Origin of the sequence: Kordia algicida OT-1 (genome assembly GCF_000154725.1) — a bacterium.
GTDB classification, from domain to species: Bacteria; Bacteroidota; Bacteroidia; order Flavobacteriales; family Flavobacteriaceae; genus Kordia; species Kordia algicida.
In genome coordinates this window covers 670,149-684,828 of the sequence record NZ_DS544873.1, presented here as the reverse complement: position 1 = coordinate 684,828, position 14,680 = coordinate 670,149, and the positions used below count along the sequence as shown (strand labels likewise).

Genomic DNA, 14,680 nt, shown 5'->3' with positions numbered 1-14,680 from the left:
AAATAATTATATGTTTTTTACTTTTTGTTTTGACTTTTTCATTATTGTATTAAATCTATAATTAAATGATACATTTCTTTTTTGTTGGAACTATTTGATTTCAATACTTGTAAATGCCCTATGTTTTTAAACTCATTACTTATATCAATAGGGGTTTTATCAAATGAAAAATTCAACGGATAATCTATACTTTCTATATGCTTTTTGTATTTTTCACATTCTTTGATGAAGTCTTTTCCTTTTCCTAAAACATAAACTATCATAAAGTACAAGTCTAAAGATTTAGAATACTTACGACATTTTAAAAAGTGTGTATGTGTGTATTTTTTGTTTTTTAAGATTAACCCTTCCAATAAAGCTATTTGTAGATTTCCTGACGAATCTATGGTTATATCCGCTGAACCCGCATCTTTTCCTCCATCAGATATTCCAATTCTTTGTTGATCTGAAATGTTCCAACCCCAAATTGAGAAACGTAGCTTTAAAATAGCTAATAATAAGTCATTGAAGCGATTTTCATGGGTTATTTGTCTTACAGATTCAATTTTATCAACCATAATGTGTGAAGCTTGAATAAGCTCTTGTAGGATAAAAAGATTCAAATTAAATTTTCCATTTAGATTACCTGGCAATACTTTTGGTATATCGTCTACTCTTAAAGTTGGTAAACTTCTTAAATTCAATTTGAATTTATTTAGAATTTCTTCGTCAAAATGTTGATGTTTGAGCTGTGAAACCACCAATGGGATTTCTATTTCATTTTTAGAATAATAACCTTGAACTTTATTTAAATAATCGTATGCTACCTCATACAATTCTCTTTTTATGTAATGATTATATATAATTTCTATAAACGTTTCATCATATAAACTTTTTAGAGTCAAAACACTTATAGTCTGGTCAAATTTAAGATAATCATTTGTAGCTACATAATGATATATATTGACTGTATCTATGGATTCAGAATAGTATATAAGACCTTTTTTGTCATTGTCTGACAGTTGAGTTATAAAATTTTCCCATTCATGTTTAATGCCTTTTAATTGAGCTATATCACTAGAATTAAATGCTTGAATAGTTTCCGCCCTATACAGCTGAAAAGCGAAACGAATATTGTTTGTTTCATTGGTTAATAATAGCTTTAGGATTTCAATAGCTCTTTCATGATTTTTATTATTGTATAACTCAAAAATGGAAATGAAAAACTTTTTTAGATTGTTTCCTTTTGTATTAATTTTATTGATAGAATACTCCTTTTCTGGAATGGCAATTTCCATCATTTTTTTAATATCTTTTTCCTTGAAAGCTAACAATAAACTTACCTCAAATAGAAGCATTTTAGTATTAAAATCATTTTTTTTGCGTTCTATATAACTTTTGATCTTATCGATTAGTGGTTTTGCTAATTCCCAGTAGTCGTCTGAATTAACCGCTTCAATAAGAGTATTTTGTAAATTTGTAAGAGAATAGACTCCATCCAAAAACTTATTAATATTAATTTTATCAAGCTTATTAGATATAGTTTTCTCTAACTTTTTAGAATCTAGAATATTAATAGCACTTAGCATTCTAGTGATGTCATTTGAATCCTCAAATAAGTTGAAAATAAATTCTTCCTTATTACTTTCTTCAAAATAATAAATACAAGAATATAATAATTCATTTAAGCCTTTGAAATTCGGGTAGTAAGTATCCCAATCAAATTTCTGATCAAAAACATCAAGTCTACTGTTATGAATTTCATTTACCGAATACTTAACTGATAAAAACTTTATACTTTCTTCTAATTTATTAATTGATGACGAAAATGGATAACCATTAATTTCATACTTATCTTTATCTTTATTTATTGTTAAAAAACCTAGCATTAATATTTTTAAAAAGTTCCTAATATTATGAAACAGTATTCTGTTATAATCACTATATTCATTAGTAGTGGTTTCAATTAGAATACTGCTTTTAAATTCACTTAAATACTCATCTAGTAATTTTTCCTTTTCAAAAAATAATAGCATATATCCCCAATCAATTATTTCTAGACCGCATTTATAAAAAGTTTTATTTATGAATCTTTTTTCTATTGGAATAGATTCGTAAAATTTAATATTAACTTGATTTTGAATCTGAAACTGATAGAGATACTTTTTTAATACCAAAATTAATTTTTTCTTAGAAGCTATAATTTCATTTTCTCTTTCTGTTGAGATTTCATTTTTTAAAATTTTAAGATCACAAATTTTGATTAATTCAATAGATAAATCAATTAGTCCTAGATTTACACACGTCAAATTTGGGTCATAATGCTTGTAAGAATAAAAGTCATTTATAAGTAAAGTAATGATACTTGGGAGCACATCAAAAATAAATCTTGCTTTAATTGATCCTAATGACAAATTAATTGCTTTATATTTTCTATACTCTTTGAGCCTTTTTAGTGTTCTTGTGTAGCGTTTTTCTAAAATTTCACTTAATATATTTCCATTAATTTGGTGTGATCTACTAACAAAAACTTCTTTTGATAAATTGATTAAAATTTTTGATAAGACTTCCCCTTTAACTACATCATCATTGATTGTGCTTAATTGCTCTAATGTTAAATCTAGCATTTGAAGCCAAAAAGTATTTTTTAGTTCACAGCTTTCTACAAATTTTGAATCACGATTGGATTGTTCAATTAAAACATCTTGATCTATTTCAATCTCAGCTATCAATTTGAAGGCAATAGGTATTGTACTAACATTAGTTATTAAGTAAGGAATTATAGAAGAAAAATTATGTTTTATGTGGTCATATAAAATCCAAATTAGTGGAGCTTGTGAAGTATTCGAAAGTAGGTCAATGAAATTACAATGGAATATATGTTCTTTCTTATCATGAGCAAAGATGATGTTGAAAAAAGGATGACATATACTTCTTATACTTTGATAATCGAAAGTGTTGGTGTATTCTTCTCTATAATATTCTAAACTATTGATAAAGTCATATGGAGAGTTATAGTTAAAAATAAGTTTTGGAATTTCAGTATTTATGTCATTATGAACATAACCTTCTGCATCCAACCAATTTTTTTTGAATTCCTCTTTTGAATTGTTAAAGTCATTCTCAGTTCTTAAAAAGAACATTGAGAGTTCACTTAATCTAGCTATATTTTTTTCGGATAAATAATCATCAATGTGATTTGTGTAAAGTTTGACTTCATTTATATTATCGAAAAATAAGCTAAATTGCTCTTTTGTAGCATTTTCTCCACCGATTAATAACCAAATAGTAGCTGTGATTTCATCTCCAAGATATCGAAGATAATTTTGTGCCTTCCAAATATATGCTTCCCTATCAAGATGAATCGCAATAATATTTTTATCTAACAACCAATCTATTGTAATGCTCTTGATGGTATGATCTTTTAAAATTTGATCTAAACAATCCCTATTTATTGTTAAGTGTTCGTTAAAAAAATACTTATCATAATAAATTTTAAGGCAAGCGGTAACATGCTCTTTCCCTACTGGTATTTTTATTTCGTTTTTCTTGGAAGAATTCTCTATATTCCATAAAAAGCTACAAACTAATCGAGGTAGGAAAATATTTTTATTTATGACTCTTATCCAATTTATTTCTTCAAAATCTTTAAATTTTAAATTGGTATTGTTTTCAGAATTATATTCTTCTATAATGCTCAAAAAAGCTTTTTTGCTTCTGTCAGGCATATCCAGCTTAAGGATGATATGACTTAGTAATAAAGACAGATTATATTGAAGATTTTCTGATTTTATTTTTACATCAATATAATTATTACGGCTTCTATTTGTAGTTAAGTATCCTATTCGCTTACTTAAAGACTTGATTTTTTCTTGAGTAGTGTAATTTATTGAAAGTTGTGTATTTTTTTTCATTGATTACAGTAATTTTTAGTTTCACTGTAACACCAATGAAAAGAGTGATCTTTCAGATCAATTGATTCAATCTCAACATATATAATTTCTTCAGAGCCATAAAGCTTTGCTTCTCTGATATCTTCTTGTAAATACCAATCTCCAAAAAGCGCATCACATTTGTAACAGCCAAATGACATGTAAGAACTTCTCGTAGTACGACTATATCTTTCTTTAATTTCGCCAATTTTTAAATGACTACCATGTTCTGATTTTTCATAATTGAGGACTGAATTAACAATATTTGGATGATATTTTAGACTATCACTATTCCACATTGAATTCCCGATGTATATTTCAATGCCACAGATACTTTGCAATGTTTCTTCAATAAAATAAGCATGTTGGTTTTCTCCGCAATTATAACAAATATGTTTAAAAAAATGAACTTCAATTTCTTGTGCTTCTTTAGCTTTTAACTCTGGAGCAAATTTAATCTTCCTTGACAAAAGACTACTAATGAATTCACGAATATTTAAATTGTGTTGGTTTAATTGGACTTTTAATTGCTTTTGCTCATTCTCTATCAATTTGAATGAAGGGATTTCTTTGTTCGCTTGAATTGAATCATCATAATTTGTAATTTCTTTAGGAGGTTTTTTAAACAGCCAACAAACTCTAATATCATTAGCTTTATATTTTTCTTGTAAATTCTCAATTTCTGATAATTTTGAAGAAGTCAACTCTATTTTAAATCCAACTTTATGTTGATTTTTAGTAGCAACTATATCAATATATAAATCAGTGTAAATATATTCTGATATAGAATTCCAACCAGCATCATTACAACCTAAAAGAACTTGGTTTTTAATATCAATAATTTTGATATTTTCAGGTTTCCAATTTTCAGGTTTTTCTCCTCTTTTATGAGCAAAATATTGAGTTCCATTTTTATTGATTTTTAAAACTCCTTTTCGATCAGTGTCACAAATAATTACATCTAAAGAATTTAATTTAACTTTTCTAGTTAATTCAACCCATTCTTCTTTAGTTAAAAAAGAAGAAATAATCTCCTCGTTATCCACGATTGCTCTTAATGGCATATAAAATAAATTTTCTTTACCTAAATTAAGATAAAGATTACGTTTTCGCAATTAGAATTTTCGTAAAATATTAGAGTGAGTAATTATAATTACTTTTATTAAATATATTTTTAATAAAATAAAAAGCATATTCTTTATTGATAATTTAAAAAATATGGTATTTATCTATATTTTTGAAAAGTATAACTAAATAAAATAAGAATACACAAACGAATACGATTACCTGTTCGCAGTTAATCCTTTAAATTTTAAATACATGAAAATCAAACATGTATATTTTTAGAATTTACAGAGGAATAGTGAATAGCCTGACCGCTTTATACTGCGCGAAGCAGCAATATATAGTGGAAACCCCAACATAAAATTATGATGTCGTTTGTGATTACTTTGCAAAGTTAGGAAGTTTAGGGAATAGGCAGAAAAAGTACTAGCCAAGGTTCAATTCCAATATTTTAAACGTTTCTTGTGCTAACTTTTCAATTCTATTATTACCCGTACAACATGTCATTAAAACACTTACGTAGTTACCACTAATTAAAGTCTTATTTACTCAAAACCGACTCCTATTCATTGCATACATAAGTACTTAATCATATATTTGTTTCTAAACGTAATTTATAAATATATTAACCATGAAAAAAAAGAGTTTTAAAGCACTGACCCTGAACAAGAAATTTATTTCTAATCTTAAGGTAATGAAAATTAAAGGTGGAACTGACACACTTATAAACTTTAATTGTCGTGTAACTAATGAATCCTTTTGCGAATGCCATTCGGAACCTTGCAACCCGGGACACACAATTGATAACTGTGATGTTTCTGCTACCTGTGGTCAAACAGCATATCCAATTTGTTAATATCATACGTAAAGCGATCTTAGGATCGCTTTACTTTTTTAAAAATTTGTGTTTAAAATTTGGGAATTCTACTTTACCGATTTTAGAAACAACCGTAAAGAAACATAACTCTGGTATACGGAAATGCAAGTACAGGTTTTATAACCACACAAGCGAAAACCGTAGTTGGAGAAGAAAGTTAGAAACTTTCTAAAATATATTTTTTTTAAAAAAGTCCAGAAAATAACTGGACTTTTTTGTGTAAATTAATATAAGTTCTTTGAGTAGATAACTATTACATGCAATATGGTACAGGAAAAGCATTAGGATCACCATAAGCAAGGCAATCACTAGGATAACTATCTGGATCACAGCAAGAATTAGTTGGATTACAACATCTAGGAGTTTTACCACCATTAATCGATTTTTGTTTTGTCTTAGACAATTCAGTTCCTAATTTTAAAATTGATTTTAACATGATATAAAGATTTGATTAGAACAAAATTTATAAAAATAAATTAATATCTAGGTACGGGAACACCGTAGTTAACTATAAAAAAAGCATAGACATTTAATTTATTTTATGCATACGACTTCACTACACAAAAATTATCTTATCGTTTTTCACAATACATCATAAAGGCTGTTTTCTGAAAACACAGAACTTATGTTTCCTTTTTTGAAATTATTTCACGTTTGCTACGACTGTAGAAAGACAAAATAGATTAATTTTGCAGTTGTTAATTTGTTGTTCAATAGAAATCGGGTTAAGGATTGCAGCAATTGTTTGAGCTCTTTAGATTTAGAATCCTGCCTTCGGAATGAAAATTCAAAAAGCGAGTGTGGATAGCCTGGCTGTCGTGAAAACGGTAGAAACCCTAAAATAAAATTATGCAGAAAGAGAATATAACTTGGTACGCGTCGTGGTTTGACACACCGTACTATCATATACTTTACAAGGATCGTGGATATGACGAAGCTGAAGCTTTTATGAAGCATTTGGTGGAGTTTTTGAATTTGCCCGAAAACGGAACTATTTTAGATTTGGCTTGCGGAAAAGGCAGACATTCTGTGTTTTTGAATAAAATGGGGTATGATGTTACTGGTGTCGATTTGTCGCCAAATAGTATTGAACACGCCTCGCAGTTTGCCAATGAAACGCTTCGTTTTGAAGTGCACGACATGTGCAAACCGTATCCGAAACAGTTTGATGCTGTATTTAATCTGTTTACAAGTTTTGGCTATTTTGAACATGAAACTGATAATTTGCGAACGTTGAAATCGATTAAAGCTGAACTGAATGAAAATGGTTTTGGTGTAATTGATTTTTTGAATGCTGATTATGTTATTGAGAATTTGGTGGAACATGAAGTAAAAGAAGTTGATGGCATTCTTTTTCGCCTGCATCGTTATGTTGAAGATGGATTTATTTATAAAGATATTCGTTTTGAAGCAGATGGAAATGAACATCATTATACCGAAAAAGTAAAGGCTTTGACATTAAAAGATTTTGAATCGTATTTTACTGCGGCTGCTATTGATTTATTAGCTATTTTTGGAGATTATAGTTTGGGTACGTTTGATAAAAAGACTTCTACCCGATTGATTATGATTTTTAAATGATGCATTATTTACTTCCTATTTTTGCCGTTGTACTTGGCTTTGTTTTTGTGACTGTTTTTCAGCTACGTGAGAAGAAACACATGAAGTTGCTACTTGCTTTTAGTGGTGCTTTTTTATTGGCAATTACCATTTTTAACTTGTTACCTTCCGTTTTTAGTAACTATAAAAACAGCTATGGTATTTTTGTAATGGTTGGAATTTTATTGCAAATTTTTCTAGAGTTTTTCTCCAAAGGTGCCGAACACGGACATGTGCATATTCATAACGATAGCAGTAAATTCCCTTGGTTATTGTTTTTTAGTTTGAGTATTCATGCGATTTTAGAAGGCTTTCCGATGCATCGTCACGATCATTTGATTTATGGAATTGTAGTGCATAAAATACCGATTGCTATTATTTTGACTACGTTTTTTTATAAGTCGAAAATGCCAAGAGCTTCTATTTTAATCTTTTTATTGTTGTTTGCTTTGATGACACCATTAGGAAGTTTGTTATCAAAATATTTGACCTTTTTGGAAGTATATCAAAATCAAATTACATCGTTGGTTATTGGAATCTTTTTACATATTTCAACAACGATATTGTTTGAAAGTTCGGAAGGTCATAAATTCAATTTGACGAAATTATTGGTGATTATTTCTGCTACCGTTATTGCGTTTTTTGTATAAATACACACTCTTTTTGTTATAAATGAATAGTGCTTTTGAATTAATATCCTTTTAGATTTGATTTGAATTTTTGTAGGTCTTTCAATTCACCTCCCAAAATATACGTATAAATTGTATTTTCAGCAGAAGCTTCTTCAATGTAAACAAAATGAGATTCTATTTGTTTACATATCATTTCGGGTGATTTTTTTTCTGAATCAACTTCTATTTTAATAGCAATTCTGTAGGTGAAAAATCCGTCGTCATCATGTAGATCATTATAAATTCCATCTTCAATATATTGATACTTTGAAGAATTTTGAAATTTTTCAGGTATGATGATTTTTGCATTTTTCATTTAGATTTTTGGTGTATTGCACAACATTTGTCTTCTTGACACTGACAGTATTTTTTATTGTACAAATGAAGAAAAACTAAGCTAATTGCAGGAATATAAATAGCATATTCAGGTATGTGTAATACGTTTACTTTTTCATTGATAATAATTACACTTAAAAAAAACCAACAGCTCCATAGTGCATATTTCATCCACTGTTTGCTAGTTGTTTTTGCAGACCAATAGATCGCAAAGAAAGAAATTACTAGAAACACATAGTCTAGAATTTTCCACCAAAAAGGCGTAGAAGTTTCACAACAGGCAATTTGTGCTTGTGCGATAAAAAGAAAAGGTGTGATTAGGCAATGTACTAGGCAAAGACTACTTGCTAACATTCCGATGGTATCTGACTTACTTTTGTATAGAACGATCATAATTAATGCAACTAAGTTGCAAAAGTAATTATTATTTTTGTTAATACAACAAAGTTCCCTTAATTTTGTTGCATGGGAGTGATACGAAAGACGAAGTCTGTACAAACATTGCTAGCTATTTTTGAGAAAAACAAAGCTGCAATTTCTGCTGTACAATTAATTGACAGTTTGAAGGGACAAATGAACAAAACGACCATTTATCGAATTTTGGAACGTTTAGAAAATGATGGAATTGTACATTCTTTTTTGGATAAAGATGGACTTTCGTGGTATGCCACTTGTCATGGTTGCTCAGCTTCTAAACATTTAGATGTTCATCCGCATTTTCAATGTCAAGATTGCGGAAAAATAGATTGCTTGTCCGTTGAAATAAAAATACCTACAATTCCCAATCGGGAAATCAATTTTTCTCAAGTCTTACTGATTGGTAAATGCGAAGATTGTCTTTTATAATGTAACAGTAGTTTCCGCATCAGATACGAAATAAAAAATGCCTTTTTATGTTTAGCAAAGCTGAATCAAGAAAATTACGAGAAGATTTTTGGACTTCATTTGGAAAGTCATTTCCACGAAAGTGGATTTTGTATAATACTAAAATTCGCGATTTTTCTTTTAAGTTTTATTTTGATAAGAAAAAAGCAATGGTTTCGCTAGATATTGAAGATCAGAATATTGAAAACCGCATTAAATATTGGGATAAGATGCTTTCTTTGAAAAGTATTTTGATAGACGAGTTTCTTCCTGATGCTATTTTCGACGAAGCCTATGTGTTGGATAATGGCAAAGAAATCTCCAGAATTTACTTAGAAAAGCACCAAGTTTCTATTCACAATAAAAATACATGGCAAGAAACGATGGTTTTTCTAAACGAAACCATGCAACAGTTTGAAACATTTTATTATGAGTATGAGGATTTTATTAAGGCTTGATTTCGGACTTCGACTCCGCTCAGTCCGCTTTATTGAGTAAAACTTATGTTTCTTTTAGATTTGCTTCGGTATCATTTTGAAAATCTAAAAGATATGATACGTCTTTGCTAGTGTTTTGGGAAATACGTAGCAATTTACTACTTAACGTGAGTTCGACGTAAGAATTTTAGTTTGAAACTTTTCTTTTCCGCAGTATAGCAGGAGTTTTTCGTTAAAAATTTTCGAAGCCTTGGAGAAAATTTAGAAAAACTCATGCAGTTTTAGTTTTTCCATAAAAGAAAAACTAAAAATACCTCCGGAAAAGTTCCCTTTCTTTTGTTTCTTTTCTTTGGGTAAGCAAAGAAAACGAAAATAAAATGCTAAAAATGAATTATATAACAGAATTATTTCTAAAATTACTATAAATGTAAATTGAATGATTTATATCGAACTGACGTTACTTAATACATTTTCTTTGAAACGCACGCATAATTAAAAAGGGCATCTCTGTCCATTGGTACATTTTCAAATTGTTACATTAAATATTACACTTTTTTAATTACATACGTCACGATTCCCCAAATGAGTAATTGTTTGTCTTTGGTGACTTTTATTGGTTTGTAATTATCATTTGCTGGCATCAAATACACACATTCATCTGTGATTTTGAGTCGTTTCACTGTAAATTCGCCATCTACACAACATACTGCAATTTTTCCATCTTTTGGAGTAATACTCTTGTCTATCACTAATAAATCATCATGATCTAATCCTGCGTCAATCATCGATTCGCCATTGACACGCGCGTAATAAGTAGTGTTTGGATCATTGATTAGTTCATCCGATAGATTGATACGATCGTTTCTAAAATCGTCTGCGGGTGAAGGAAATCCTGCGGAAATTCCGCTTGCCACAAATTCTAGTTCTGTATTTCCAAGTTCGCCTTTATAAAACGTCAGCACTTTATCATTTTCTCGCTTCTTCGTCATATTGCAAAGTTAGATTGTACGACAATTTAAAACAATTATATCACTAAATTTTGTGGTGTATTCAGGAGATAAATATGCCTGTCGCATTTTCCAAGTCCGTTGTAAATCCTGATTTGCCATTTTAATCTTTCGTCCACTATATTTCTGATTTAACGCATCCATGGTTGCCATGAGTTGTTTGTGCTTTGGATCTTCATTTTTAAATAAATCGAGTTGTAATGCACTAGCTTCTACCAATCCTGTCAAAATAACACCTGCGCGCTTGTATTTTATTCCTGGTTTATAGATTTCATCTAAAGCTTTTTGAGCAAATTGATTGATGCTAAGTGTTGAATCTGTAGCGAAAGGTAATGTTAATGCTCTGTTGGCTCTGTATTGTGATTCGTTTTTTTTGTTTTTATCACTTTTTAAAGAAACCATAATTATATTGCAGGCACATTTTTGTTCGCGCAGTTTTTCTGCACAACGTGAGGCAAATGTTGCGATACGTTCTTTTAAGTTTTCTTTATCAGAAAAAGTAAATTCAAAACTTCTAGTCGTAGCAATTACCTTTTTATTTTGTATTTCATCTTCAAGCTGAATTGTAGGTTCGCCTTCCAAATCTTTTTTGAGTCGTAAACCTACGATAGACATGTTCCGTTTTACCCAATCATCTGTTAGTTCTGTAAATTCATATGCAGTTTGTACGTTTCTATTTTGCAATCGAATGGTATTTCCTCTGCCAATTCCCCAAATATCTTTTATAGGAAGCCATTTGAGTAGTTTGATTCGTTTTGCTTCAGTATCAATCGCATAACTTCCATTGGTTTTATCTGGAAATTTCTTTACGATATTGTTCGCCGCTTTTGCTAATGCTTTCGTTGGTGCAATACCAACACTTACAGGAATTCCGGTACATTGATATATGTAATTTTTGATCGTTAATCCTACTTGTTGATAGTCATCAGATTCTGGCAATTTGATAAACGCTTCATCAATACTATACACTTCTACTTCTGGTGAAAATTTTTCGAGTAGTTTCATCACACGCTCGCTCATGTCTCCATAGAGTGAATAATTAGACGATCGTATTTGAATATTTTTTTGTGCAATGATTTCTTTGTATTTAAAAAGTGGAGCGCCCATTGGAATTCCTAAGGCTTTTGCTTCTTTATTTCGAGAAATCACACAACCATCATTATTTGACAAAATTGCCAAAGGTTTGTTTATTAGTTTTGGATCAAAAGCTCTTTCGCACGAAGCGTAAAAACTATTGCAGTCAATTATTGCATACATATATAAAAGGGGAATTATATAGGTAAAATTAAGTGTATTTTGACATTTTAATTGCGCTATAAAAAGCTTTTCCTGTCTTTGCAGTAAAAAAAAAGCAACCCGAAGGTTGCTTTTGATAATGTATGTAAGAAATATTTTATTTTGGATCTAAAATTAGATCAATTCGTTCTACAGCATCTCTTAAATGTATTTTACTCATTGGATCGCTTGTACGTCCAATAGCTGATCTGATATTTCTTTTTAATGTATTCAATTCTGCTCTTACAACGGCACGTAAATCTGACTGACTTGTGTTGATTGGTGTAAATTTTACATAATCACTACTACGTCTTGGTCCTCTTGGACTTTCAGCAGTCATTAAATATGCCAATCTATCAATATATGCTCTTTGCAAGTTACGACGATATGCATCGATTTTTCTTCCTGAACGTAATTCTGTCCAAACACCGTTGCGTAAATCACGCATCATTTCTAAGATCGTGTATGCTTCGCTACCGTTTAATGTTTCGTTTTCTAGTACACGTGCCATTCTACCAAGTGAAAGAATTCTATTAAGTGTTCGTACTTGTGTTCCTCTAATTCTTTCTGTAGTTCCAGAATATTGTGTTTTGTTGAAGATATTTTCGTCTAATAACCATTCTGGAGTTTTAAATAATTGCTCGTTAATGAACTTTAAAGCTTTTTTCTGATCTGCTTTTGCTACATGTGTATAAACGGCACCTTCTTGATCGTACGTCTTATAGTGTTCATAAACACCTCCAATATTTGAAGAAACATGTCCCATATAACGGTTAAATTGCCCTAATACTTGACCGTACATTGTATTTAAATCATCGTAATTTTTACCATCTTCCGCTGTCCATTTGATTAGGTTAGGAACAATTCTTTTCAAGTTTTTAATTCCGTAATCGCTTGCTTTTACTGCATCATCACCTAAATCTTCTGTTTGAGAACTTGGATCTACAACGTCTCCTGCTTGTTGATGTCCAAATCTGTACATTGGATCTCCTGCCTTTTCAAGAATCCATTTGTCTAATGTTTTCTTCTCGTCTTTTCCTGTTTTTGCATCTAAAATTGGACGATATCCCCAATTAATTGCATATTTATCGTAAGGACCAATATTTGGCATTAAAGCCACTCCTTCGTCTCCTGGCTGTGCTACATAATTAAAACGAGCATAATCCATGATAGATGGTGCTGTTCCATATTTCTTAGTAAACGCAGCATCACGCAATTTATCTACAGGGTATGCAACACTACTTCCCATATTGTGTGGTAAACCTAAAGTGTGTCCAACTTCATGTGCAGATACGAAACGAATTAAACGTCCCATAACTTCATTTTTGAATTCTAATGTTTGAGCATCTTTATTAATTGCTGCTGTTTGAATAAAGAACCAATTTCTCAACAAACTCATTACATTATGATACCAATTGATATCACTTTCTAAAATCTCTCCACTTCTTGGATCACTTACGTGTGGTCCATTTGCATTTGGAATTGGAGAAGCTAAATAACGAACTACTGAGTAACGAACGTCTTCTGGACTCCAATCTGGATCTTCTTCTACAGTTGGCGGATCTTTAGCGATGATCGCTTCTTTAAAACCTGCAGCTTCAAAAGCAACTTGCCAATCTTCGATTCCTTGCTTAATATATGGTTTCCATTCTTCTGGAGTAGCTCTATCTACATAATAAACAATTTGTTTCTTAGGAACGACAAGTTCTCCTCTTTTAAATTTTTCGATATCTTCATCTCTTACTTCCAATCTCCAACGATCTAAGTAAGTAACACGTTTACTCTTTTGTGCCTTCAGTCCATAATCAACTTGACTACTTGTAAACCAACCTACACGCTCATCAAAATAGCGTCTTTTCATTGGCTCTTTTGGCAATAAAATCATCGAATTGCTCATTTCTACAGAAATAGAACCTACACTTCCGTTTGATGGTGGTGCACCTGCATTATAAGTTTTAACGTGTCTTGCTTCAATATTTAAAGGGTAACTCTTTAGCTTATCAATATAAGATCTAGAAGCATCTAAACGTGAAATTTTATACTGTCTTCTTCTAAATTGTGGAATGCCTAAAGCTTTCACATCTTTTGAAAACAAAGGAGTAACATCAATCACTGTGTTCAAAGAATCTTTACTAAATGCTTTAATAGGGAAAGAATATAGAATGGGTTCAAAATTAGAATTTACTACGGCTTCATGAACAGGTAAAGAATCTGCTGCAACAACACTGTGAGAAACAACTCTTAACAAAACTTGTTTTTTATTCTTTTCCCAGCGAAGTACTTGAGTATTTTGTTTTCCTCCTCCAAAACCGAGTCCAGATGCAGTTTTTGCTATTCTTGTAACCATCAACATCTCTCTATTAAAAAGAGTGTCTGGTATTTCATAGTAATACTTATCACTTACTTCGTGAACTGTAAACAGCCCTTCATCACTTTTTGCATCTTTGGTAATAACTTTACCATAAGGTTGGATTCCGCCTTTTTTCGGTTTTTTCTTTGGCTTTGCTGATGCTACTGCTCCTTTCTTGCTTGCTGAAGTTTTTTTAGCTGTAGAACAAGAAGTCACAGAAATTAACAATATTCCCAAAAGAAATAGTGGTATTTTTCTTAACATAGTTTGGATTAATTAGTTTGAGCT

The 14,680-nt window shown here is 30.5% G+C and carries 12 protein-coding genes; 4 read left to right on the top strand and 8 right to left on the bottom strand.

Annotated features, from left to right (window positions below):
• Positions 1-41 precede the first annotated feature (41 nt).
• The 3 genes from KAOT1_RS03060 to KAOT1_RS22660 form a co-directional block, all read right to left on the bottom strand.
• The gene (locus KAOT1_RS03060; protein ID WP_007093220.1) at positions 42-3,893 is read right to left on the bottom strand and encodes a hypothetical protein; all 3,852 of its coding nucleotides are present in this window, start codon (positions 3,891-3,893) and stop codon (positions 42-44) included.
• The gene (locus tag KAOT1_RS03055) at positions 3,890-4,975 is read right to left on the bottom strand and encodes a hypothetical protein (protein ID WP_007093219.1); all 1,086 of its coding nucleotides are present in this window, start codon (positions 4,973-4,975) and stop codon (positions 3,890-3,892) included. Before KAOT1_RS03055 ends, KAOT1_RS03060 begins: the two co-directional genes overlap by 4 nt.
• 1,131 nt (positions 4,976-6,106) lie before the next feature.
• Positions 6,107-6,289: a hypothetical protein gene (locus tag KAOT1_RS22660; protein WP_157560013.1), complete on the bottom strand. Its 183-nt coding sequence runs from the start codon at positions 6,287-6,289 to the stop codon at positions 6,107-6,109.
• Between the two features lie 413 nt (positions 6,290-6,702).
• On the opposite strand from KAOT1_RS22660, the gene KAOT1_RS03040 reads away from it, so the two are divergent.
• Together KAOT1_RS03040 and KAOT1_RS03035 are read left to right on the top strand one after the other, a co-directional pair.
• On the top strand, positions 6,703-7,434 hold the full coding sequence (locus KAOT1_RS03040; RefSeq protein ID WP_007093217.1) for a class I SAM-dependent methyltransferase: 732 nt from the start codon (positions 6,703-6,705) through the stop codon (positions 7,432-7,434).
• Positions 7,431-8,102: a ZIP family metal transporter gene (locus KAOT1_RS03035; protein WP_007093216.1), complete on the top strand. Its 672-nt coding sequence runs from the start codon at positions 7,431-7,433 to the stop codon at positions 8,100-8,102. The genes KAOT1_RS03040 and KAOT1_RS03035 overlap by 4 nt, the downstream gene beginning before the upstream one ends.
• Before the next feature lie 40 nt (positions 8,103-8,142).
• On the opposite strand, the gene KAOT1_RS03030 is transcribed toward KAOT1_RS03035, so the two are convergent.
• Both KAOT1_RS03030 and KAOT1_RS03025 read right to left on the bottom strand, forming a co-directional pair.
• The gene (locus KAOT1_RS03030; RefSeq protein WP_007093215.1) at positions 8,143-8,439 is read right to left on the bottom strand and encodes a hypothetical protein; all 297 of its coding nucleotides are present in this window, start codon (positions 8,437-8,439) and stop codon (positions 8,143-8,145) included.
• Entirely contained in the window at positions 8,436-8,852 is a 417-nt protein-coding gene (locus KAOT1_RS03025) for a MerC domain-containing protein (RefSeq protein WP_193363738.1), read from the bottom strand. Before KAOT1_RS03025 ends, KAOT1_RS03030 begins: the two co-directional genes overlap by 4 nt.
• Positions 8,853-8,924: 72 nt before the next feature.
• On the opposite strand from KAOT1_RS03025, the gene KAOT1_RS03020 reads away from it, so the two are divergent.
• Both KAOT1_RS03020 and KAOT1_RS03015 read left to right on the top strand, forming a co-directional pair.
• Positions 8,925-9,305 (top strand): Fur family transcriptional regulator, encoded by a 381-nt coding sequence (locus KAOT1_RS03020; RefSeq protein WP_007093213.1) that lies wholly within the window; start codon positions 8,925-8,927, stop codon positions 9,303-9,305.
• Positions 9,306-9,352: 47 nt separating this feature from the next.
• Positions 9,353-9,781: a DUF4268 domain-containing protein gene (locus KAOT1_RS03015; RefSeq protein WP_007093212.1), complete on the top strand. Its 429-nt coding sequence runs from the start codon at positions 9,353-9,355 to the stop codon at positions 9,779-9,781.
• 524 nt (positions 9,782-10,305) lie between these two features.
• Here KAOT1_RS03015 and KAOT1_RS03010 read toward each other — a convergent pair.
• The 3 genes from KAOT1_RS03010 to KAOT1_RS03000 all read right to left on the bottom strand — a co-directional run bounded on the left by KAOT1_RS03010 (position 10,306) and on the right by KAOT1_RS03000 (position 14,656).
• Complete coding sequence (locus KAOT1_RS03010; RefSeq protein ID WP_007093211.1) at positions 10,306-10,749, bottom strand: LexA family protein; 444 nt, start codon at positions 10,747-10,749, stop codon at positions 10,306-10,308.
• A gap of 9 nt (positions 10,750-10,758) precedes the next feature.
• Positions 10,759-12,024, bottom strand: coding sequence for a Y-family DNA polymerase (locus KAOT1_RS03005; RefSeq protein ID WP_007093210.1), 1,266 nt, complete (start codon positions 12,022-12,024; stop codon positions 10,759-10,761).
• A gap of 136 nt (positions 12,025-12,160) precedes the next feature.
• A complete protein-coding gene (locus KAOT1_RS03000) occupies positions 12,161-14,656 on the bottom strand; it encodes a zinc-dependent metalloprotease (protein WP_007093209.1) in 2,496 nt (831 codons plus the stop codon).
• Positions 14,657-14,680 lie beyond the last annotated feature (24 nt).